Genomic DNA, 22,662 nt, shown 5'->3' on the forward strand with positions numbered 1-22,662 from the left:
TGGGCGTTCACCTCGAGGCAGCTGTCATCACTCCGATTCGACGCTCAGGTGAGCCAGCACTCGGTCCAGCATCGCGCCGACGAGGCGTGCCGCCTCCTCCGGTTCCCCCGCCGCGACGCGCGCCATCAATTCACGATGGTCGTCAACGTCGACCGGCAGCGTGCTGGTAGCCGCCACGCTGGCTGTGATGGCTTCGAGTAGCCCACGATAGAGCCCCGTGAGCATGTGGTTGTGGGAGCTGCCCACCACCGCGAGGTGAAACTCGGTGTCCAGTGCGGCGAAGCCTGCCGTGTCACCGGCCAGGAGGCACTCATCTCGCCGGTCGAGCAACACTTCCATGCTTGCGACGTCCTCTGCGGTGCGGTTGGTGGCCGCCAGCCGGGCGCCTTCGACCTCCAGCGCGCGCCGGACCTGAAGGATGTCGCGCAGTTCGCTGCCACCCAACCGCCGCAGTGCGCCCGAGACTTCGCTGGTGGCACGTACGTAGGTGCCGTCGCCCTGTCGGACCTCGAGGATTCCGGTGTGTGCTATCGCACGGACCGCTTCTCGAACTGTATTGCGGCCCACACCAAGCGATTTCACAAGTTCGGCTTCGTTGGGAATGCGTTGGCCCACTGGCCACTCACCGCTGCCGGCGAGCTGCCTGATCTGTTCGATGACCTGATCGACGAGCCTCGTCCGCTGAGTGGTGATCAATGGCATGAGGATCATCCTTTCAACCAATGATGGGATGTATGTCAGACTAGCATCGTGAACCCCCGGACGCAGCAGTCGAACTTCGGTCGCGACTTGTCTCGTCAACTCGACGGCGCCGACGAACTTCCGCAGGGCCGGGTTCCCGTAATCGGCGGCGGTGCACTCCTTGCCGTCGCCGTGGTTCTCACCGCGTTGAATCTGCGGCCCGCCGTCACCAGTGTCGCGCCGCTGCTCGGCGATATGCGGGCCGACCTCGGCACGTCGGCGACGTGGGCCGGCTTACTCACCACGCTGCCCACGTTGTGCTTCGCGGGTGCAGGCCTTGCTGCGCCCGTCTTGTCGGCGCGGATCGGTACGAGCCGCACGATTGCAGTCGGGTTGGTAGCTCTCGCAGTTGGTTTGGGAGTCAGGTCCCTTGACGGCCCGTATGTGGTAATCGGAGCTACTCTGCTGGCGTGCGCCGGTATCGCCTTGATCAACGTGCTCATCCCCGTGGTGATCAAGGGATCGTTCCCCGCCCGGGTGGGGTTGATGACGGGCATATACACCGCGGCGCTACAGGGCGGCGGTGCCCTTGGGTCGGCGGTCACACCGGGTCTCGAGCAGTCGTTCGGGAATTGGCGTACGGCTCTTGCGGTCTGGTCGCTAGTGGCGGTGGCCGCACTCGCCGTGTGGATTCCCGCCACCATGCGGCACCGCGAGCCTGCGCCGCTTGCCACCCCGGTCGCCGCCGAACCCCGGCCCTCCATGCTGCGCAGTGCGCTTGCGTGGCAAGTGACGCTGTTTCTCGGAGCCCAAGGGTTCTTGGCCTACATCGTGATGGGGTGGCTGCCTCAGGTCTTCATCGACAGCGGTGTGAGCAAGGTCCATGCCGGCATGCTGGTGGGCTTGGTCTCGCTGGTTGGTGTTCCCGTGGCACTGGTGCTGTTGCCGCTCGCCGCACGGCAGGCCAGCCAGAGCGCGTGGATCGTCGGGATTGGATTGTTCGGCATGGCTGGCATCATCGGGGTGGTGATCGCGCCTGCGGCTCAGCCAGTGCTGTGGAGCCTGCTCATCGGCGTGGGCATGGGTGTGTTCTCGATGGCACTTGCGGTGATCGCACTCAGGTCCAAGGATGCCGAGGGCACTGCTCGACTCTCCGCGATGGCCCAGGGTTTCGGCTATCTGATCGCCGGTCTTGGTCCGTTTCTATTCGGACTGCTCCATGACGTCTCCAGCGGCTGGACCATGCCTTGGATCATGTTCCTGGTGGTGTACGTGCTTCAGATCGTCGTGGGTGCGCTCGCCGGCCGTGAGCGGGTCGTCTGACAGGACTAGTCCAGCAGGCCAACGCACGCCCTGGCGATGGCCAGCTCCTCGTCGGTGGGGATGACGAGCACCGTCGTGGGCGACATGTCGGCGGTGATGCGACGCGGACCCCTTGCCGTGCTGTCGTTGAGGTGCTCGTCGAGTTCGATGCCGAGCGTGGCCATCGCACTGAGCGCGTCGCGCCGCACCAGCGCGTCGTTCTCGCCGACACCTGCGGTGAACGTGATGACGTCGGTGTGGCCAAGCAGCGCGAGGTACGCGCCGATGTACTTGCGCAGCCGGTGGATGTAGACGTCGTAGGCCAAACGTGCTTCGGCGTCACCGGATTCGATGCGCTGATGCAGCACTCGGAAGTCGATCGCCCCACCGATACCCATCACGCCGGACCGGCGGTTGAGCATGGACTCGATGTCCTCCACGCTCATCCCCGCCGTCCGCCACAGGTAGGTGATGACCCCTGGGTCGATGTCACCGGAGCGGGTGCCCATCACCAGACCCTCCATCGGCGTCAACCCCATCGAGGTGTCCACCGGTCGTCCGCCTGCGATCGCCGACGCCGACGCACCGTTGCCGAGGTGCAGCACGATCTGGTTGAGCGACTCCAGCGGCGCGTGCAGGTACTCCGCCGCCTGCTCGCTGACGTACTGGTGCGACGTGCCGTGGAAGCCGTAGCGGCGAATGTGCCACTGCTCGGCCAGTTCCCGGTCGATCGCGTACGTCGCCGCCGCGGGCGGCAGGTCGTGGAAGAACGCGGTGTCGAAAACCGCGACGTGCGGCAAGTCCGGCAGCAGCCGTCGGGCGACCTCGATCCCGAGGACGGCAGGCGGGTTGTGCAGCGGCGCCAGCGGCGCGAGGGCCTCGAGCGTGGCGATCAACCCGTCGTCGACCAGCGTCGGTTGGTAGAGATCGGGCCCGCCGTGTACGACGCGGTGCCCCACCGCGACCAGGCCCTGCTCGTCCAGGTCCAGCCCGGCCTCCGCCAGCGCGTCGAACACCACGCGCAACGCCGCCTCGTGGTCCGCGATCTCGCCCTCACCGATGCGCTCGACGATCCCGTCGGCCAGCTGGCGTCCCGAATCGGGTTCGACCACAGCATATTTCAGCGACGAAGAGCCACAGTTGAGCACCAGAACCGTGCGGGTATTGCTCACTTGCCCTGCGCCTGGATCGCCGTGATGGCCACGGTGTTGACGATGTCCTCGACCAGCGCTCCGCGCGACAGATCGTTGACCGGTTTGTTGAGCCCCTGCAGGACGGGTCCGATCGCGATGGCCCCCGCACTACGCTGCACGGCCTTGTAGGTGTTGTTACCCGTGTTGAGGTCAGGGAAGATCAAAACCGTGGCCCGGCCGGCAACCTGCGAATCCGGCATCTTGGTGGCCGCCACCGACGGCTCGACCGCGGCGTCGTACTGGATGGGCCCCTCGACCAGCAGATCCGGTTCGCGTTGCCGCACCAATTCCGTTGCCGCACGGACCTTGTCGACGTCGGCACCGGTCCCCGACGTGCCGGTCGAGTACGAAAGCATGGCCACCCGCGGCTCGATACCGAACTGGGCCGCCGTGCGCGCCGAGCTGATCGCGATGTCGGCGAGCTGCTCGGACGTCGGGTCGGGCACGATCGCACAGTCGCCGTAGGCGAGCACCTCGTCGGCGAGGCACATCAGGAAGATGCTCGACACCGTGGAGACGTCGGGCCGCGTCTTGATGATCTCGAAGGCAGGCCGGACGGTGTGCGCGGTGGTGTGCGCGGCGCCGGAGACCATGCCGTCGACCATGTCGTTGTGCACCAACATGGTGCCGAAATACGAGACGTCGTGGATGATCTCGCGGGCCTGCTCCACGGTGACGCCCTTGCGCTTGCGCAGCTCGGCGTACTGTTCGGCGAACTGGTCGCACAGCTGGCTGGTGCGCGGATCGAGCACGGTGGCCGCCGAGAGGTCCACGCCCAGTTCCGCCGCCCTGGCCCGCACCACGGGTTCGTCTCCGAGGATCGTCAAGTCGGCCACCGACCGCTTCAACAACCGTCCCGCTGCCTTCAGGATGCGGTCGTCGTCGCCCTCGGGCAGCACGATGCGCTTGCGGTCCGACTTCGCCCGGTCGAGCAGCTTGTAGGTGAACATCTGCGGCGTCGTCACCGTGGGAACCGAGATCGACAGCTGGGCAATGAGATCCGCGGTGTCGACGTAGGTGTCCATCAACGCCAGCGCGGTATCGATCTTGCGCTGCGAGCCCGTCGTCACCCGCCCTCTCGCCTGTGCGACTGCTCGCGCCGTCTCGTAGGTGCCGAGGTCGGTGGCCACGATCGGCAACCGCAGCCCAAGGCCTGCCACCAACGCCGCGATCGACGGGTGCAGCGGCAGTCCACCGTTGAGGATGATTCCTGAAAGCGACGGAAAGCCTTCTGCCGCATGGGCACTGACCATGGCCAGCACGACGTCCGAGCGGTCGCCCGGCGTGATTACCGCCATCCCGTCGTGCAGCCGCTCCAGCACGTGCTCGGCGGTCATGCCCGCCACCAGCAGGCCCGTCGCCTCTCTGCTCAGCAGATCGTCGTCGCCACTGATCAGCGTGCCGTTCACGGCTTCGCTCAACTCGGCGACCGAAGGGGCCACCAGCAGCGGCTCCTCCGGCAACACGTAGCTCTTGAGCGTCTTCGGCTCGATCCTCGCCAGAGCCTCGGCGACGGCGTCCAGCTGCTCCGGGTCGCAGCGATTGGCCACCACCGCTGCGGTGTGGGCGTGCTGGCCCGAGATCTCGGCCAAGCACAGTTCGACGACGTGCGCGACCTCGTCGGGCGTGCGGTCCTTGGCCCGCACCGCCAGCACCACCGGCGCGCCGAGGTTGACCGCGATGCGCGCGTTGGCGCTCAGCTCGCTTGGCGAGGCGACGTCGGTGTAGTCGCTACCGACGATGACCACCGCATCGCACTGTTCGGCCACCCGGTGGAAGCGGTCGACGATGTCGGCGAGCGCGGCGTCCGGGTCCTCGTGCAGCTGGGCATAGCCGACGCCGACGCATTCCTCGTAGGGCAGACCCGCCGTGGTATGCGCGAGCAGCAGCTCGAGGATGTAGTCGCGGTCCTCGTGCAACCGGGTGATGGGCCGGAACACCCCCACCTTGGCGACGGTGGCCGCGAGCCGGTGCAGGATGCCCAGCGCGATCGTCGACTTGCCGGTGTCACCCTCTGGCGACGCGATGTAGATGGCAGTCGAACTGGGCACGCCCGCCAGCCTGCCGTATCAGCCCATCCGACGCAGCCTCGGGGTTGCCGCGCTAACGGGAAGACCTCATCAAGATCAAAACGTGCTGCTCGCGGCAACAGTTGGCAAAAAAACTGCAGGTCCCTGCCGCTCCGGTATATTCGTTGTCAACGCCTCCCAGACCCCGAGGCCGCACGTGATCGCCACCCCGCCATGTCGGGGTCGTTCTCGAGGATCGGGCGGGGAGCGGAAGCGGTCCAGTAGCGGGCCAAAAAAGAATATTGGTGAGACGAAGGTTGATCTCATGCCCCGATCGAGCAGTGCGCCGACAACCAAATTGAGTACTGGCAACGGGTTCCCCGATGTCGTGGTCACGGGCGTCGCCCTGACCACGTCGGTGGCCACGGATGCGGAGAGCACCTGGAAGCTGTTGCTTGACGGGCAGAGCGGAATCCGCAGGCTCGAAGATCCCTTCGTGGAGCAGTACGACCTTCCGGTCCGCATCGGCGGGCACCTTCTCGAGAACTTCGACGGCGAGTTGACCCGGGTCGAACTGCGCCGGCTTGGCTACGTCCAGAAGATGGCGACCGTGCTTGGCCGGCGGGTGTGGGACGACGCGGGCAGCCCCGAGGTGGACACCAACCGACTGGCGGTTTCCATCGGAACCGGAATCGGTGCGACGGAAGCCCTGGTCTTCGCCTACGACGACATGCGTGAGCGCGGCTACAAGGCCGTCTCTCCCCTGGCCGTGCAGATGTTCATGCCGAACGGGCCTGCCGCCGCGGTCGGTCTGGAACGCCATGCCAAGGCTGGCGTGATGACCGCCGTGTCGGCGTGTGCGTCCGGGTCCGAGGGCATCGCGCAGGCGTGGCGGCAGATCATCCTCGGCGAGGCGGACATCGCGATCTGCGGCGGAGTCGAGAACAGCATCGAGGCGGTGCCGATCGCCGCGTTCGCCCAGATGCGCATCGTCATGTCCACCAACAACGACGATCCGGCAGGAGCGTGCCGCCCGTTCGATCGGGATCGCAACGGCATCGTGTTCGGCGAGGCCGGGGCACTGCTGGTGATCGAGACGGAAGAGCACGCCAAGGCCCGCGGCGCCCCCATCCTGGCTCGCTTGATGGGGGCATCGATCACCTCCGACGGCTATCACATCGTGGCGCCGGATCCCAACGGAGAACGCGCCGGACACGCCATGACGCGGGCCGTCGAACTCGCCGGGCTGACCCCCGGCGACATCGACCACGTCAACGCACACGCCACGGGGACCCGGGTTGGGGACGTGGCGGAGGCAAAGGCCATCAACCGTGCCGTCGGAACCTCCACGGCCGTCTACGCACCGAAGTCTGCGCTCGGCCATTCGGTCGGTGCCGCCGGCGCGGTAGAAGCGATCCTGACCATGTTGGCGCTTCGCGACGGCGTGATCCCGCCGACGCTCAATCTGAGCAATCTCGACCCGGAGATCGACCTGGACGTGGTCTCCGGCAAACCCCGCACCGGTGACTTCAGGTACGCGATCAGCAATTCGTTCGGATTCGGTGGGCACAACGTCGCGCTCACCTTCGGCAGGTACTGAAGGGAACCAACCCAACCGTGTTAGCAGTTAAATGCGTTGAACAACAACATTATTCAGGGGCGGCCTGACAGATGACGCTCAAGACGGACATCCGCGGGATGCGGCACACGTACCCGGACTACTTCGAGGTGGGCCGCGAAAAGATCCGCGAGTTCGCGGCCGCGATCAAGGCTGACGACCCCGCCAGCCTCAACGACGATGCCGCCGCCGAACTCGGTTACAAGGGCCTGGTCGCCCCGCTGACGTTCCTCACGCTGTTCGCCGTACTGGCACAGAAGGACTTCTTCAGGGTCGTCGACGTAGGCCTGGAGACGATGCAGATCGTCCAAGTCGACCAGAAGTTCATCTATCACAAGCCCGTGGTTGCCGGTGACAGGCTGTGGTGCCACTTCGACATCGTCTCCGTCGAGGAGCGGTTCGGCGCCGACATCGTGGTGAGCCGCAACACCTGTGTCAACGACAACGACGAGCCGGTGATGGTGGCGTACACGACGTTGATGGGCCAACAGAGCGAGAAGTCCGCGGTGATCAACTTCGGCTAAGCTAAGGCCCTGAGCCCTAGCACGCGGTACCGACATTCGGGTGTTCGGCGTCGGTGTTCGGCGGGGTTGTGCACAGTCACCGATTCATCCACAGCCCGGTGGTTGTGGGTCGGTTGGATGTCTGGGTCTGCGGGCATGAATGTCTGGGTTCCTCAGCATGATTGAAGCGTGTTCGAGGAATTAGCCCAGAGCGATGACCTGCCCCATGTCGATGATGCGGCGCTGGTTGATGCCGTCACCGGCTGGACCCGTGCCCAGGCCACCGTGGCCTTTCACCGGATGGCCGCCATCGCCGAACTCACCACCCGACGCTGCGCCGCCGAACAAGCCATGGGGCGGCAGTTCTGGGCCTGTGACGGCTGGGACAGCGCGGCCGCCGAGATCGCCGCCGCCAGTGGGATCAGTCAGCGGACGGCGTCCACCCACATGCATCAAGGGCTGGCCCTGCGTCACCGGCTGCCCCAGATCGCCAAACTGGTCGCCGAGGGCACCCTGGCCGCCCCGCTGGCCCACACCATCAGCTGGCGCACCCAACTGATCGACGATCCCGACATCCTGGCCCGCGTCGACGCCGACCTGGCCGCCATCGCCGCCTCCTTCGGCCCGATGTCGGTGACCAAACTCGAAAACGCCATCGATGCCGCCATCCTCGTCCACGACCCCGCCGCCGTCCGGCGCTTCCACACCGCCGCCAAGAGCTGTGACGTGAAGTTCGGGGACCGCGACGACACCACCGGCACCACCACCATCTGGGGGCGGTTGACCGTCACCGACGCCGACCTGGTGGCGCGTTGTGTCGATCAGCTCGCCGCCACCGTCTGCCCGCACGACCCCCGCAGCTCCGGTGAACGCCGCTCGGCAGCACTCGGGGTGCTCAGCGCCCGCGGCGCCCACCTGCCCTGCACCTGCGCACGCCCCGACTGCACCGCCGCCGGACCCGACGCCCGCGCCGAGGCCATCGTCATCCACCTCCTCACCGACCACCACCCCGACACTGCACCACCCCCGCCACCACCCGACCCAGGGCCCAATGATCCCGACGTGGGACCACCACCGCCGGCCCCAGGGCCGATGCCCGACCAACCACCGCCCGGGGCGCAACGCGGGATCGCAGCGCAGCCAGCACCCGACCCCAACCTAGAACTGGAGCGCGAACCCGACCCCGACCCCGAACTGTCGGAGCCCGAGCCCGCTGCCGAACCGTCGGACCCTCAGCCGCAGTGTGAACACCGCGGCACTGCGTCGGGTTTGGCGGTGATCGCCGGCGGCGGAATCGTGCCCACCCCACTACTCGCCGAACTCATCCGCCTCGGCGCCCCCATACGCCCCGTACCCCACCCGGCCGAACTGGGCAGCGAGCCGCGCTACCGACCATCAGCGAAGCTGGCGCGGTTCGTCCGCAACCGGGACCAAACCTGCACCTTCCCCTACTGTGAGCGCCCCGCCGAACGCTGCGACCTCGACCACACCACACCCCACGGTCCCGGCGGGCTGACCCATCCCGGCAACATCAAAGCCCTATGCCGAAAACACCACCTAGTCAAGACTTTCTGGATCGGCCCGACTGGCTGGACCGACCACCAACTGTCCGATGGGACCATCGTGTGGATCAGTCCCACCGGACACCGCTACACCCGACCACCGGGCAGCAGAATGCACTTCCCACACTGGGACGCCACCACACCGCTACCGCCGGGGACCGTCGCACCACCAGCGGCCACCGGCTCACCCGAACGCGGCCTGACCATGCCCACCCGCAAGAACACCCGCGCCCAACAAAGCGCCCAGCGACTCCACGCCGAACGCCAACGCAACCAACGCGCCATCGACGACGACCCGCCCCCGTTCTGACCAACTGGCATCAAGCCATCAGCCCAGCTTGCGCAGCCTCGGCTCGAGATCGTTGGAGCACTCGGTTTACGGCGCGACGGGCGACGAACGATTCCGGGTATACCGCATCAGCGGTCGGCCGACGCCGCCCGTCCCCTGACTGGTCCCCCAGCGGGGGACGTGCGGATTTGCAGATCCGGGCCGCACCGTTGCCTCCGCGATCCCCTAGGCTCCGGCCACCGCCTTCCGCGGGAGTGTGCTCGGACATCTAGGCTGATCAGGTGCAACGCATCTGGGCAGCCGTCATCGTGGCGTGTTCGTCCGTCATGCTCGCCGTCGCGGGTCCTGCTCGCGCCGACGGGAACGACCAGCAGTTCCTCGACCTACTCAAGGCCAACAACCTGGCGTGCGGCCAGACTGCCTTCGACTGTCCGCAGGGCGATGCCTCGATGATCGCGGTCGGCCACCAGATCTGCACGCAACTGAAGGCGAACTCCAAGCGGTCGATCGCGAACCTGATCGCCAAGAACAGACCAGGCGTGCAACCCCAACAGGCAATAACGTTGGTCGTCGCCGCCGAGACCGCATACTGCCCGAAGGACTGATGCTTCGCGCTAGCCGAGCTTGCGCAGCCTCGGCTCGAGATCGTTCTTGAAGAGTTCGAGGAAGCGCCGCTGATCGTGGCGAGGGTCGTGGAACACCAGGTGATTGAGTCCCCACTTGACGTACTGCCCGACCTTCTCGACCGCTTCGTCGGGATCCGACGCGACGATCCAGCGCTTGGCGACCTGTTCGATGGGCAGCGCGTCGGCGGCCTTCTCCATCTCGAGGGGGTCGTGGATGCTGGTCTTCTGCTCGGCGGTCAGAGACAGCGGCGCCCAGAACCGGGTGTTCTCCAACGCTAGCTTTGGGTCCGGGTCGTAGGAGATCTTGATCTCGATCATCCGGTCCACGTCGTCGGGGTTCTTGCCAGCGGCCTCCGCACCCTCGCGCATGGCGGGGATGAGCTTGTCCTTGTACAGCTCTTCGCCCTTGCCGGAGGTGCAGATGAAGCCGTCGCCCGCGCGCCCCGCGTACTTGGCCACCTGCGGCCCGCCCGCCGCGATGTAGATCGGGATGCCGCCCTCGGGCACGTCGTAGATCGAGGCGCCCTTGGTCTTGTAGTACTCGCCCTCGAAGTCGACCCGGTCGCCCAGCCACAGCTCGCGCATCAGCCGCACCGCTTCGCGCAGCCGCGCGTAGCGCTCCTTGAACTCGGGCCATTCGCCCTCGTATCCGGTGGCGATCTCGTTGAGCGACTCCCCGGTCCCGACACCCAAAAAGATCCGGTCCGGGTACAAACAGCCCATCGTCGCGAACGCCTGCGCGATGACCGCGGGGTTGTAGCGGAAGGTCGGGGTCAACACCGACGTGCCGAGGATCAGGCGCTCGGTGCGTTCGCCGACGGCCGTCATCCATGCCAGCGAGAACGGCGCGTGACCCCCTTCGTGGCGCCACGGTTGGAAGTGATCGCTGACCGTCGCGCTGTCCATGCCGTGCGCTTCGGCCGCCACGGCCAGTTCGACGAGCTCGCGTGGGGCGAACTGCTCCGCCGACGCCTTGTATCCGAGTTTCAGTTCAGCCACGCTTCGTTTCTACCCCACTGCCGCAGGCCGTGCCGCAGCGCGCTCCCACTGGCTGCATAAACTCAAGGCATGGCGGCCCTCACGGAGATCACCGACACCGTCCACTTTGCTCACACCGACCTGGTCAACTGGACCCTCGTCGCCGACGACACCGGCGTGCTCGTCATCGACTCCGGGTTCCCCGGCCAGCGCGACGAAGTGCTCGACTCGGTTCATCAGCTTGGGTTCGGCATCGACGACATCCACGCAGTCCTACTCACCCACGCGCACGTCGACCACTTCGGTTCGGCGATCTGGTTCGCGAAAAACCATGGCACACCGGTCTTCTGCCATGCCGGCGAGGTCGGCCACGCCCACCGCGAGTACCTGGAGCAGGTGTCACCCGTGGACTTGGCCACCAAGTTGTGGCAACCGAGCTACCTGAAGTGGACCGTGGAGATCGCCCTCAAGGGCGCGTTGAACCGCGAAGGCATCCCGACCGCCCACGCGTTGACCGAGGAGGTCGCGGCGGCCTTGCCCGGTAACCCGATGGCGATTCCCACTCCCGGCCATACCGGCGGGCACTGCTCGTACATGGTGGACGGAGTGCTCGTCAGCGGTGACGCACTGGTGACCGGCCATCCGGTGTCCACGCGCCGCGGACCACAACTGCTGCCCGGCCTCTTCAACCACGATCAGGACGGCTGTGTGCGCAGCCTGGCCGCGCTGGGACTCCTCGACGCCGAGGTAGTGCTACCCGGCCACGGCCCGGTGTGGCGGGGCCCGATCCGCGAGGCCGCCGAGCAGGCGGCACTCTGATCGGGTCAACCTGACTCCGTTGCCAGAGATACGGTTTCGCCCTGGTAAAGCGCGGTATTGCAAAATTGCATAATTCGCTGCGCGGCGGACCCGGCTGAGTTACCGTCGGTCATACCGGGTCGGGCATACCGGGATTGATCGGAGGCCAGCAATGGCATTCGTTGAACAGATCACAGGCGCGTGGATGCGCCGGTTGGCGATCGCTGCGATCGCAACCTTGCCGAGCCTGATCGGCGTCGCGGGCGACCCGGCTAAGGCAGCGGCGTTCTCCAGTCCAGGCCTGCCGATCGAATACCTCGCCGTGCCGTCGCCCTCCATGGGTCGCGACATTCGGGTCGAGTTCCAAAGCGGCGGACCGGATTCCCACGCGGTGTACCTCCTGGACAGCATGGAGGCCGGGGACGACTTCAACGGCTGGGACATCAACACCGCGGCATTCGATTGGTACTACCAGTCGGGGCTCTCGCTCGTCATGCCCGTTGGCGGGAAGTCGAGTTTCTACAGCGACTGGTATCAACCCGCGGTAGGCAACGGTCAGACCCAAACCTACAAATGGGAAACCTTCCTGACCCAGGAACTTCCGGCGTGGCTGACGACCAACAAGCAGGTCGCGCCGAATGGCAATGCCGCAGTGGGTTTGTCGATGGGTGGCTCCTCGGCGCTGGTGCTCGCCATCAATCATCCGCAGGAGTTCGTCTACGCCGGATCGTTGTCGGGCTTCTTGAACCTCTCCGCACCAAACTGGACCGGCCAGGTCGGAATCGCGATGTCCTGGAACGGCGGCTTCAGCCCCGAAGCCATGTGGGGCCCGCCCGGCGACCCGGCATGGGCGCGCAACGACCCGACGGTCAACGTCGCACAACTCGTCGCCAACGGGACGCGCATCTGGATCTACTGCGGCAACGGCACACCCGGAGATCCCGCCCTTGCGAGCCCGGACGCGCCGATCGCAGGCCTCGGCTTCCTTGAGGGATTCGCCATCGACTCCAACGTCGCCTTCAGGGACGCCTACCTAGCCGCAGGCGGCAACAACGGCGTGTTCAACTTCCCCGACGGCATCCACAGCTGGGGCTACTGGGGCCAGCAGCTGCAACAGATGAAACCCGATCTGCAAAGGGTATTGGGCGTGGCTCAGGTGAGCGCTTCGTAGCCAAGCAGGAAGATCGCCGTCAGGCACAGCCCGCACGACAGCAGGATCGCGGGCATCAGGATCATCTGGTCGAGCTCCTCGTCGTCGAGGGCGTCACTGGCGACGCGCCCGAACAACACCCGGCCAATGACGTTGTCCCGGAATGCCCGCACCACCCGCCGCACGGCCTTGACGTCGCGCTTGCGTCCAATCAGCGTCCGCAGAACGAATCCCGCGACGAAGATCGCGATGGCGCCCAGCAATAGCAGCCATCCCACCACCGTCTGCGATAACACGTTTCCCCCCGGGATGTCGGCGTTACCCCCGTTGCCGCGAAGCTTAGAGGCCGAGGTGGTCCCGCAATGGGAACCCGCCGTATTCGTTGCGCTACTTGCCTTCTCTCACTGCAAGCCCCACTGTTTGGCGATCAGTTCGTGCGAACGCAACCGATCCTCGTGGCGGTGCGTGACCGACGTGACGACCAGCTCGTCGGCATTCGTCACCCGTTGCAGGGCATCCAGGCGATGCGCGACCTCGACCGGATCGCCGACGAACTGCGTCGCAGTACGGTCCCCCACCACCGCGAGCTGTTCGGCGGTGAGCGGAGTGCTGGTGTCTGGATCCGGGTACGGCACAGCGCCATCACCCGCGCGGATCGAGTACACCCAGTGCCCGTAGCTCGAGGCCAGTTGCCGCGCGGTGTCGCCGTCGTCGGCGACCACGATGTCGGCCGACACCACAACGTAGGGTTCGCGCAGCGCCTCAGACGGCTGGAACGCCGCGCGGTACGCGTCGACCGCCTCCAGCGCGGTCGCCGGCGTGATGTGATAGCTCGCCACGAACGGCAGTCCGCGGGCCCCCGCGACCTGTGCGCTCTGGCCCTTGCTGCTGCCGAATACCCACGGCGACAACGGGGCCCGCTCGCCCGGCACGACGTGCGACTCCACGCCTTCTGGCGCGTATGTGCCATCCAGCATCGCCAGGATGTCACCGACCTGATCACCGAAATCGGGCGGAACCGCCTCGGGCTGTTGCAGCACCCCCATCCTGGCCTTCAGCCGAGGGTTGCGCATCAACGCGCTGAGATCGAACGGCGGCGGCACGACCACGCCATCGATCTCGCGCCATTCCCGCGGTGGCTTCGGCTGATCGCTGACCGGTTGCTTGGCCGCCTCGCGCCTGCGCTGCCCGGACCGGCCGACCCCGAGGTCGATGCGGCCGGGGTGGAACGCGTCGAGCATCCCGAAGCTCTCGACGACGGCCACGGCGGTGGTGTGACCCAATTGCACTGCGGCCGCGCCAACCCGGATGCTCTGCGTCGCGGCGGCGATCTGGCCGATCAACACGGCGGGCGACGAACTCGCCACGGCGACGAAGTGGTGCTCGGCGATCCAGTAGCGACGGTAGCCCCACTGTTCGGCCTGCTGTGCAAGGTCGACGGTGTTGCGCAGTGCGGTCGCTGCGTCACTGCCCGCGCTGATGGGTGCGAGGTCGAGGATTGAAAGGGGGACGTTCATGGTCGGCTCACCTTCTCGTATCGCGCTGTCACGTCAACTCCTTGGCGAAGGCCACCGGGTAGACCTCACCAACGGAGGGCAATGGCTCGGCAAGCCTGCGGTAGCCGGTGGCCAGGTACAGCGCCTCGGCCTCGGGTTGCCTGTCGCCCGTGGTCAGATAGATGCGGCGATAACCGGCCACGGCGATCGCGTTCTCCAATTCGGCCAGCAGGGCCCGGCCATGCCCCTGGCGACGGTGGCCGCTGTCGGTCCAGATGCGCTTGAGTTCGGCGGTCTCCTCGTCGAACCGGCAGAACGCCCCTCCGGTGACGGGGTCGCCGTCGAGCAGTCCGACGAACATGCCGCCCCGCGGCGGCGCGAACTCATCCGCCGGATTCTGACGCAGCCAGGTGCCAACTGCGTCGACGGTGCTGCCGTATCGGGAGGCGTACTCGACGGCGAGTTCGGCGAGCAGCGGCTCGGCCAGCGCATCGTCCTGACCGACCGCCACGAATCGCAGGTGGTTCAGTGCAGACACGGCCATCACCTAACTGTCTAACGCGGGGCGCTCTTGCGCATTCCAGGATGCGCCCTTCGGCTCATCGTGATCGGAATCGATGCGGTTCACCGCGCCGCTTCTCAATCAAAATTGACACGTGTAAAGTTTGGCCGCATGGACAACATCCGTGGCAGGACCATCGCGATCACCGGCGCCGCAAGGGGCATCGGCTACGCCACCGCCAAGGCCCTGCTGGCCCGCGGTGCGCGCGTCGTCATCGGCGACCGCGACGTGGCGATCCTCCAATCGGCAGTGACCGGCCTGAGCTCGCTGGGCCCGGTATCGGGCTACCCGCTCGACGTCAGCAACCAGGAGTCCTTCGCGACCTTCCTCGACAAGGCCCGCGCCGACGGCTCCGGTGACATCGACGTGTTGATCAACAACGCAGGCGTGATGCCCGTCGGCCCGTTCCTGTCGCAGTCCGATGAGGCCGTTCGCTCCGCCATCGAGGTGAACCTGTACGGGGTGCTCACCGGCTGCCGGCTGGTCCTGCCCGAGATGGTGAAGCGCCGCAGCGGCCACATCGTCAACGTCGCATCAGTGGCAGGCGTTGTCGCCGTACCCGGCCAGGTCGTCTACGCAGGCACGAAGTTCGGCGTCGTCGGGCTGTCCACCGCGCTGGCCGACGAGTTCGCGCCGCAGGGCGTCGAGGTGTCGGTCGTCATGCCGACCTTCACCAACACCGAACTGATCGCGGGCACCAAGGCCACCGGCGCGCAGAAGCCCGTGCAGCCCGAGGACATCGCCGCGGCGATCGTCAAGGTGCTCGACAAGCCCAAGACTCACGTTTCCGTGCCGGGGCCGCTGCGGTTCGTGGGCGCCGTCACCGCGATGCTTGGGCCGCGCGGCAGGCGCTGGCTGTCCAAACAGACGGGTAACGACCGCGTCTTCCTCGACATCGACGTCAAGGCGCGCCAGAGCTACGAGGACCGCGCACAGCATGCGACGGGTGTGGTCGACGAGTAGCGGTTAAAGGCCTGGGGCGCCGCCCGCCAGCATGATCCTCGCGAGGTCACCCCGCGAGGTGGCCCCAGTCCGCTGACACGCCCGCAGTATGTGGCCCTCGACGGTGCGCACCGACGTGCCCAGCCGGTCGGCGATCTCCTTGTAGGACAACCCCGCCGCCACCATCTCGGCAATCTCACGCTGCCGAGGGGTCAGCGGCTGCGGCGACGCCGGACTGCGCGTGGCAGGCGTGCACAGCCCGCCACAGTCCTTGGCCAGCTGCGCCGACACCGACGCCGCGAACAACCCGCGGCTGCGTGACTGCGCACCGGTGAACGCGACCGCTGCCTGGGCGGCGGCATCGGCGGCCGTGCACCGGTCGCCGATCGCCTGGTACGCATCGCAGGCGGCCAGCAGCCCCTCGCCGTCGCCATTCAGCAGCGACTCGGCATGTGCCGCAACGGCATCCGCCAACGGCAACGACAGTTCGCCTGCCAGCTCCCTGGCGCGCGCGGCGATGTCGGGCAGCTCGACGGTGGCACCCCACTGCACGGCAGCCTGCAGACATGACAACTCGTGGGTGGGCTGTCCCCGGTCACGGGCCACGGCGGCTTCGGCGAGCACGGTCTCGATGGCACGCGTGAGCGAACCAGCGGCGGCCAGCGTCCAGCCGGTGGCGGTCGCCAGCGCGGTCTGCATGAACAGGAAGTCCGGCCTCGCGCACTCGCGCGCCTCGGCCAGCATCTCCGCGGCGGCCTCGGCATCACCGAGCTTGGCGTGCGTCTCGGCCAGCGCGAACGTGCATGCCGGTCGCAAACCCGTTGTGATTCCGTGGTTCTCGACTCTGGCCAACGCCTCGTGCAACAGCTTCTCGGCCGCCCGCAGGTCGCCACGCATCATCTCGGCGGTGCCCATCAGGAACACCAGGTTGGCGTAGGCCAGGCCCGGCATGTCGTTGGCCATGCCGAACATGACCGTCGCAGCTTCGTGGCATTCCTCGATGCGGCCGGTCAGGCGACAGGCCCTGGCATACACGCCGCCGAACCAGAACCGCATGTGCGCCGTCTCGAACGAGTTGGTCGCCCGGTGCAGCACGGCGCGCGCCACCGGGGTGATGGCATCGGCATGTCCGAGCGCACCGGATGCCATCATCAGCGCCACGGCTGCCACCATCGCGTTGATGTCGGCTAGCTCCCCGGATTCCAAGGCGGCACTTGCCTTTTCCTGCGCATCCACGCAGCGGGTGAAGACCGCGTCGACACACGCTTCGACGGCGAGGCGGCCAGCACGCTCGGCGTCGGTCTCCGGACCGGCGGCGAGTTCGGCAAGAATGGCCGCCGCCTCGGCGGGCCTGCCGAGCATCCAGATCAGGTTGGCGGCCCGCAGCGTCGTCCAGCGGTGCCGATCGGTACCCGCATGCGCGCTGAGGTCGCGCAGGAACTCCTCGGCCGCGTCACCCCGTCCGGCCACCAGCCGGTTGATCGCCTGAAGTTCGACGGCGGCCTGGAGACCAGACGCCGCGGCGGCAGTGGCCAGCCGGTCGGCGAGGTCGAGGTCCAAAAGCTTCATCGTGTGCCGGGCCGCGTCCAGGTACAGATCCGGGTCGGGGGGCAGGTCGGATTCCAGCGTCAGCAGCGCCCGGCGCACCGTGGTCTGGGGATCGTTGTCGGCCCGGCCTGCCAGCCGTTTGGCGAGGTCCCCGCGCACCGTCGAGAGGTACATCTCACCCGCAGTTGCCCGCCGCAACTCGCCGTACAGCGGGTGCGCGAGGCGGGCCATCAGCGCGCCCTTCGTGCGCTCGATGGTGATCAGGTGCATCTTCTCGGCCATTGCCAAGTGCTCGCGCCCCACCGCCTCGCCCAGCATGTCGACGTCCATTGGCTCGTACTGCGAGAGGGTGTCCACCACCAGCGCGACCTCGGGCGCCAACCGGTCCAACTCGTTGCCCACCAGATCGCTCATGCTCTGCGAGACGGCGACGTGGCCCTCCCAGATCCACACGCCGGCCACCTGCCGGATGCGGCCTGCCGCCACCTGGTCCTTGACCAGCCGCTGCAGGAAGAGGGCATTGCCGCCGGTGAGCCGGAAGAACCGTTGGGCGCTGCGCGCGTCGATCGGACCGTTCAACTCCGCCTCGACCATCGTGCGGGACGCTTCGGCGGACAGCGGCTCCAGATCGAGGCGGGCCAGCAGACCGTCCTTCCACAACGCCTTCACGGCGTCCGGTTCGTCACTGCCGGTGCGGACGGTCACGACAAGGCGGGCCTCGCGGGTCTGCGCGAGCTGATGCACGACGTGCGCGGAGAACTCGTCGAGCAGGTGTGCGTCGTCGATGCCGAGAATGAACCGCCCGCCCCGCTGCTGGGCGACAAGTGAACTGATCACCCGCCGCACGCTGGGCACGGGGTTGGAGACATCGGAGAAGGTCGCGTCGACCAGGGCGGCGTTGAACGCGCCCAACGGAATCGGACGTCCCGATGCCGTTCCGACCACCCAGTTGATTCGCGTGCCAGACGACCCGGCTTGCAGGAGCAACTCACGCGCGAGTCGCGTCTTGCCAACGCCCGCCGCACCGGCGATCACCACACCCGCGAAATTGCCTACCCCACTCAGCGCACGGCGCAGGGTCATGAGTTCGTTGTCCCGCCCCGTCAGCGCATCACCGCTGGTCACGCGCCGACTATAACGCGAATCACAGTTCGGGACGGGCTGAATGCGCGCGGTGCGACGCTAATGCCGCAAGTCAACGCTCCGAGGGCCGTTCGCCCCGTTGAGCGAATACTAAATGCAGAGGTCGCCGATGCAGATTCCGCCAGGCGGCTGCCAACCGTTGTTCCATCCCGCATCCCCCAGAGGACCCTCGCCCCAGTTGGGCGCGGGCGGACCCCACCCACGGTCGTCGTGATGCCCCCATCCGGGTCCGGGAGGCGGCGGTCCGCCCCAAGCAGGAATGGGACCAGGTCCCGGACCGGGTGCGGCCTCGGCAAGACCGGCGCCCGCGCTTACCGCTGCTGCAGCGAGCCCACCGGCAATGACCACACCAGCCAGCAGTTTCTTGGTTCTCATGTCGAACAACTCCTCTCGCGTACCAGGGCACGCGTCCGTCGTGTCGAAGACTCACCGCCGTCTACGTTCATCGCAGTTCGCGGCTGACACCCAGCATGGTTAGCGGAGTTAAGTAACTGCTTTGTGAGACCTCTGAATTGCCTATACGGCAGACCAGCGGGCGCAAGGCGAGACCGCGCAACGGTTCTACGACCACATGACGGCAGCCGGCAAAGAGCTTGTCTGGGTTTGAAAAGTCTGCGCACACATCGCAATACGACGAACCAGCCGGATTGCCTAGCCTACTAATTCGCTACTGGCTTGGGGTCGCCGATCCGGTAGGCCTCGATCTCGCCGAGGCGCGCGAACAGCTGCTCCACGGTGAACCGGTAGTCCACCCCGTCGGCCTCCCCCGCGCCGACCAGGATCACGTGCGGTTCCTCGGGGTCGCTGAGCCAGATCCTGGTGACCGGCTCGATCGACTCGTCGTCCACCTCGGCCGCGGACGGCGGATAGAACCACGTGATGAAGTCCTCGGTGGAGAACTCGCGGTCGAATTCCCAACCCCGCCCGATGATCTCGTTGGCGATCCGGGCCACACCCTCGACGTCGGCGTGGACCTCGTCGGGCAGCCAGCGGTCGTTGCGCCCGACGAGGCGTCTCTTGCGCCGCGCCTTCTTGGCCGCACTCGCCTTGGACACGGGCTAGCCGAGTGCCCGGTCGAGGTCCGCGATCAAGTCCTCGGTGCCCTCGAGACCCACCGCCACCCGGACCACGGCATCGCCGAGGCCGATCGCCGCCCTGCCCTCGGGACCCATCGCCCGGTGCGTGGTGGTCGCAGGGTGCGTGATCAAGCTCTTCGCGTCGCCGAGGTTGTTGGAGATGTCGATCACCTGCAGCTTGTCGAGCACCTCGAATGCCCGCTGCTTGCCGCCGCCATCCGGTGCGGCCAGCTCGAACGTCACCACGGTGCCACCCCCGGTCATCTGTCGCTTGGCCAGGTCGTACTGCGGGTGCGATTCGAGGAACGGATAGCGCACCCAACTGACTGCCGGGTGCGCTTCCAGGAACTCGGCGACGCGGTGTGCCGACCGGTTCGCGAAGTCCACCCGAACGGCCAGCGTCTCAAGGCCTTTGAGCATCGTCCAGGCGTTGAACGCGCTGATCGCCGGACCGGTGTGGCGCATCAGCTTCTGCACCGGACCGTCGATGTACTCCTTGTCGCCGAGGATCGCCCCACCGAGCACGCGGCCCTGACCGTCGATGTGCTTCGTGCCCGAGTACACCACCACGTCCGCACCCAACGGGAGACCCTGCTGCAGCAGCGGGGTGGCGAAGACGTTGTCCAGCACCACCTTTGCGCCTGCGGCGTGCGCGAGATCGCAGACCGCGGCGATGTCCACCAGCGACTGCATCGGGTTGGACGGCGTCTCGAAGAACACCGCCTGGGTGGGCACCGACAATGCCTCCTCCCATTGGGCGAGGTCTTCACCGTCGACGAACACCGTCTCCACGCCCCAGCGCGGAAGGATCTCGCTGCACACCACGAAGCAGGAACCGAAGAGGCTGCGCGCGGCGACCAACCTGTCGCCCGCCCCGAGCAGTGCGCCCAGCGAGGTGAACACCGCGGCCATGCCGGTGGCCGTCGCGAACGCCGCAGGCGCACCCTCGATCAGGCGCAGCCGCTCCTCGAACATCGAGATGGTGGGGTTGCCGTACCGCGAATACACGTAGCGGTCGATCTCACCGGTGAACGCCTTCTCGGCGTCGGCGGCCGTCTCGTAGACGTAGCCCGACGTGAGGTAGAGCGCCTCGGCGGTCTCCTCGAAACCGGATCGCAGCAGGCCGCCGCGCACGCCGATGGTGGCCTGGCTGACGCCGTCGGGCAGTTGGGCCGGGATCCGGACGGAGGGAACTTGGGGCTCGGTCATGACTGCGTCCAGGGAAGTCCGATGGCGCGCCAGCCCGTGCCGCCGCGGTGCTTCTGCTCGTCGAGGTTGCCCTCGAAACCGTCGAGCACGTTGTACGAGGGCGCGATGCCGACCTCGGTGGCCGCCTCGGCGGCGCCGATCGAGCGGTTGCCCGAGCGACACAGGAAGACCACCGGCCGCTCGCCGGGCGTCACGCCCGCGGCGATCAGGTCGTCCACGAAGCCGTCGTTGTGCTTGCCGTCGCTGCCGTTCCACTCGACGTACACGACGTCGCGCCCGAGGCCGGAGAGGTCGGGCACACCGACGAAGCGCCATTCGGCGGAGGTGCGGCAGTCCACCAGCACGGCCTCGGGATCGTCATTCAGCAGGTCCCAGGCCTGCTGCGGCGTTATGTCTCCCGCGTAGCTCACGATCGCGAGTCTCCCACACCTAACTGGCGGCGGGCGAGCACACCTTCCACGTGCCGTCCTCGCGCGCGACGGTCAATTCCGCCCCAGAGGTGGCATCAGGGGTCTTGTCGAAGTGGTAGGTCACCTTGGCGACGGCCCGGTCGCCGTCGATCCGCACTTCCCGCACGCCGTCGACGTAGCGTTCACCGTTCCTGGCCACCGAATCACGTTGACGAGCAAGGAAGTCCGACTCATTGCCCTGCTCGGCGCGGCAGGTGAAGTCGCGGAAGCCCGAGAAGCTCTGCCGTTGCAGCGCATCGTTCTGGCCGACGATCACCCGACCCACGTCCTGCTCGGGGGTGGGGCCGTCGCCGCTGAAGGAGTTGGCCACCGCGATTCCGATCACGATGAGCACCACGATTGCCAGCGCACCAAGAAACGGCGCGATCGTGGGCCGGTCGGACTCGAACTCGGGCTCGGGTTCGGTCACGACTCCGGCTTGCGCAGGGCGGCCAACACCTGGTGCGCACGGTCACGTGCCCGGACCACGTCCGGTGCGGTGGCCAAGGCCACGGATAGCCCGTCCAGCACCCGCACGTCGCTCTCGGCCACGTCCAGCGCGTCGGCAAGCACACCCGTGCCCGGTCCTTCGTGCAACACCTCGGCCGCGGCTGGCGAGATCATGATGGTGTCGACCGACAGCCCGAGGATCGCGCGGGCATGCAGTTCGAACTGCGAAAGGCGCTGCGACCGCAGCGTCACCAGGCCGACGTCGTCCGGCCTCGGCCGAACCGACGAGAAGTACACCTCGTCGCCCTTGACGAGGAGCTCGACGTTGAACACGCCGCGCCCGCCGAGCGAGTTGACGATCCGTGCGGCGATCGACCGTGCCGCGTCGAGCGCCGCCGGCGACATCAGATGCGGCTGCCACGTCTCCAACGGCCCGCCGTCGGACTGCCGGTGGCCGATCGGTTCGCAGAACTGCACCGTCGGTCCAGAAGGTCCGACGGTGCGGACGGTGAGCATGGTGACCTCGTCGTCGACCTCGACGACGGTCTCCACCAGCACTCGGCTCGGCGCGTGCTCGGCGGCGATGGCCCGATGCCAGGCAGGCTCGACGTCGTCCTGCCTGGTCAGCACCGACTGCCCGTCGGTCGGGGTTCCCGCCACCGGCGTGACGACCAGCGGGAATCCCGCATGCTGGGCGACCGCGGCGAGTTCCTCCTCCGACCCGGCGAACCAGAACGGCACGGTCGGCAACCCGAGCTCGTCGGCGGCCAGCCGTCGCAGGCCTTCGCGGTCGAGGCTCAACCGGGCGCCGCGCGGGGTCGGAAACACCTCGACGGCGTCGTGTTCGGCCGCGGCGATGAGCACGTCGGTCGAGATCTCCGAGGAGTCGGCGACCACATAGGCCGGCTTCTCCTGGTCGATCCACGAATTGATCACGCCCACGTCCGCGCCCTGGTTGACGGTGTGGGCGACCGCGCCCAGCCGCTCGAATGCCAAAGCGAGGTCGCGGCCGGCGCCGCCGGTGCTGAGCAGCATGACCACGGGTCGGTGGTCGGTCGGTTCAGTCATCGCGGTCCAG

The 22,662-nt window shown here is 67.2% G+C and carries 22 protein-coding genes; 8 read left to right on the forward strand and 14 right to left on the reverse strand.

Annotation, left to right across the window (positions count from 1 at the left end):
- Positions 1-27: 27 nt before the first annotated feature.
- On the reverse strand, positions 28-702 hold the full coding sequence (locus tag HNP02_RS09190) for a FadR/GntR family transcriptional regulator (RefSeq protein WP_184437335.1): 675 nt from the start codon (positions 700-702) through the stop codon (positions 28-30).
- An 87-nt stretch (positions 703-789) separates the two neighbouring features.
- Here HNP02_RS09190 and HNP02_RS09195 point away from each other — a divergent pair, with 87 nt between their 5' ends.
- Positions 790-2,004 (forward strand): MFS transporter, encoded by a 1,215-nt coding sequence (locus HNP02_RS09195; protein WP_184437803.1) that lies wholly within the window; start codon positions 790-792, stop codon positions 2,002-2,004.
- 5 nt (positions 2,005-2,009) lie between these two features.
- Here the strand turns inward: HNP02_RS09195 and HNP02_RS09200 are convergent, their stop codons facing one another.
- Together HNP02_RS09200 and pta are read right to left on the reverse strand one after the other, a co-directional pair.
- On the reverse strand, positions 2,010-3,155 hold the full coding sequence (locus HNP02_RS09200; protein ID WP_184437337.1) for an acetate kinase: 1,146 nt from the start codon (positions 3,153-3,155) through the stop codon (positions 2,010-2,012).
- On the reverse strand, positions 3,152-5,227 hold the full coding sequence (gene pta / locus HNP02_RS09205; RefSeq protein WP_184437339.1) for a phosphate acetyltransferase: 2,076 nt from the start codon (positions 5,225-5,227) through the stop codon (positions 3,152-3,154). The genes HNP02_RS09200 and pta overlap by 4 nt, the downstream gene beginning before the upstream one ends.
- A 283-nt stretch (positions 5,228-5,510) precedes the next feature.
- On the opposite strand from pta, the gene kasB reads away from it, so the two are divergent.
- The 4 genes from kasB to HNP02_RS09225 all read left to right on the forward strand — a co-directional run bounded on the left by kasB (position 5,511) and on the right by HNP02_RS09225 (position 9,762).
- Complete coding sequence (kasB, locus tag HNP02_RS09210) at positions 5,511-6,785, forward strand: 3-oxoacyl-ACP synthase KasB (RefSeq protein WP_184437341.1); 1,275 nt, start codon at positions 5,511-5,513, stop codon at positions 6,783-6,785.
- Between the two features lie 71 nt (positions 6,786-6,856).
- Positions 6,857-7,327 carry a (3R)-hydroxyacyl-ACP dehydratase subunit HadC gene (gene hadC / locus HNP02_RS09215; RefSeq protein WP_184437343.1) on the forward strand — a complete coding sequence of 157 codons (471 nt, stop codon included), beginning with the start codon at positions 6,857-6,859 and terminating at the stop codon, positions 7,325-7,327.
- A 168-nt stretch (positions 7,328-7,495) separates the two neighbouring features.
- Positions 7,496-9,178, forward strand: a complete 1,683-nt coding sequence (locus HNP02_RS09220) for an HNH endonuclease signature motif containing protein (RefSeq protein ID WP_184437345.1) — start codon at positions 7,496-7,498, stop codon at positions 9,176-9,178.
- A gap of 260 nt (positions 9,179-9,438) precedes the next feature.
- Positions 9,439-9,762: a DUF732 domain-containing protein gene (locus HNP02_RS09225; RefSeq protein ID WP_184437347.1), complete on the forward strand. Its 324-nt coding sequence runs from the start codon at positions 9,439-9,441 to the stop codon at positions 9,760-9,762.
- Positions 9,763-9,771: 9 nt separating this feature from the next.
- Here the strand turns inward: HNP02_RS09225 and fgd are convergent, their stop codons facing one another.
- A complete protein-coding gene (gene fgd, locus HNP02_RS09230) occupies positions 9,772-10,782 on the reverse strand; it encodes a glucose-6-phosphate dehydrogenase (coenzyme-F420) (protein ID WP_184437349.1) in 1,011 nt (336 codons plus the stop codon).
- A gap of 69 nt (positions 10,783-10,851) precedes the next feature.
- Between fgd and HNP02_RS09235 the strand changes: the two genes are divergently transcribed.
- A complete protein-coding gene (locus HNP02_RS09235; RefSeq protein ID WP_184437351.1) occupies positions 10,852-11,580 on the forward strand; it encodes an MBL fold metallo-hydrolase in 729 nt (242 codons plus the stop codon).
- 151 nt (positions 11,581-11,731) lie between these two features.
- A complete protein-coding gene (locus tag HNP02_RS09240; RefSeq protein ID WP_184437353.1) occupies positions 11,732-12,730 on the forward strand; it encodes an esterase family protein in 999 nt (332 codons plus the stop codon).
- Here HNP02_RS09240 and HNP02_RS09245 read toward each other — a convergent pair.
- From HNP02_RS09245 to HNP02_RS09255, 3 genes are all read right to left on the reverse strand, one after another.
- Entirely contained in the window at positions 12,712-13,005 is a 294-nt protein-coding gene (locus HNP02_RS09245; RefSeq protein WP_184437355.1) for a hypothetical protein, read from the reverse strand. The two genes, HNP02_RS09240 and HNP02_RS09245, sit on opposite strands and share 19 nt — an antisense overlap.
- Before the next feature lie 105 nt (positions 13,006-13,110).
- On the reverse strand, positions 13,111-14,226 hold the full coding sequence (locus HNP02_RS09250; RefSeq protein WP_184437357.1) for an LLM class flavin-dependent oxidoreductase: 1,116 nt from the start codon (positions 14,224-14,226) through the stop codon (positions 13,111-13,113).
- A gap of 28 nt (positions 14,227-14,254) precedes the next feature.
- A complete protein-coding gene (locus HNP02_RS09255) occupies positions 14,255-14,749 on the reverse strand; it encodes a GNAT family N-acetyltransferase (RefSeq protein ID WP_184437358.1) in 495 nt (164 codons plus the stop codon).
- 129 nt (positions 14,750-14,878) lie between these two features.
- Here HNP02_RS09255 and HNP02_RS09260 point away from each other — a divergent pair, with 129 nt between their 5' ends.
- Positions 14,879-15,730: an SDR family oxidoreductase gene (locus HNP02_RS09260; RefSeq protein WP_184437360.1), complete on the forward strand. Its 852-nt coding sequence runs from the start codon at positions 14,879-14,881 to the stop codon at positions 15,728-15,730.
- Positions 15,731-15,733: 3 nt separating this feature from the next.
- Here HNP02_RS09260 and HNP02_RS09265 read toward each other — a convergent pair whose 3' ends face one another.
- The 7 genes from HNP02_RS09265 to HNP02_RS09295 form a co-directional block, all read right to left on the reverse strand.
- Positions 15,734-18,382, reverse strand: a complete 2,649-nt coding sequence (locus HNP02_RS09265) for a LuxR family transcriptional regulator (protein WP_184437362.1) — start codon at positions 18,380-18,382, stop codon at positions 15,734-15,736.
- Positions 18,383-18,490: 108 nt separating this feature from the next.
- Complete coding sequence (locus HNP02_RS09270; RefSeq protein WP_184437364.1) at positions 18,491-18,775, reverse strand: hypothetical protein; 285 nt, start codon at positions 18,773-18,775, stop codon at positions 18,491-18,493.
- A 284-nt stretch (positions 18,776-19,059) separates the two neighbouring features.
- The gene (locus HNP02_RS09275; RefSeq protein ID WP_184437366.1) at positions 19,060-19,455 is read right to left on the reverse strand and encodes a hypothetical protein; all 396 of its coding nucleotides are present in this window, start codon (positions 19,453-19,455) and stop codon (positions 19,060-19,062) included.
- A gap of 3 nt (positions 19,456-19,458) precedes the next feature.
- Positions 19,459-20,685: an O-succinylhomoserine sulfhydrylase gene (locus HNP02_RS09280; RefSeq protein ID WP_184437368.1), complete on the reverse strand. Its 1,227-nt coding sequence runs from the start codon at positions 20,683-20,685 to the stop codon at positions 19,459-19,461.
- A complete protein-coding gene (locus HNP02_RS09285) occupies positions 20,682-21,095 on the reverse strand; it encodes a rhodanese-like domain-containing protein (RefSeq protein WP_184437370.1) in 414 nt (137 codons plus the stop codon). Before HNP02_RS09285 ends, HNP02_RS09280 begins: the two co-directional genes overlap by 4 nt.
- A 19-nt stretch (positions 21,096-21,114) precedes the next feature.
- Positions 21,115-21,564, reverse strand: a complete 450-nt coding sequence (locus HNP02_RS09290) for a lumazine-binding protein (RefSeq protein WP_184437373.1) — start codon at positions 21,562-21,564, stop codon at positions 21,115-21,117.
- Positions 21,561-22,652, reverse strand: a complete 1,092-nt coding sequence (locus HNP02_RS09295) for an ATP-grasp domain-containing protein (RefSeq protein WP_184437374.1) — start codon at positions 22,650-22,652, stop codon at positions 21,561-21,563. Before HNP02_RS09295 ends, HNP02_RS09290 begins: the two co-directional genes overlap by 4 nt.
- Between the last annotated feature and the right edge of the window lie 10 nt (positions 22,653-22,662).

This window comes from Mycobacterium sp. AZCC_0083, assembly GCF_014202335.1.
Lineage (GTDB): Bacteria > Actinomycetota > Actinomycetes > Mycobacteriales > Mycobacteriaceae > Mycobacterium.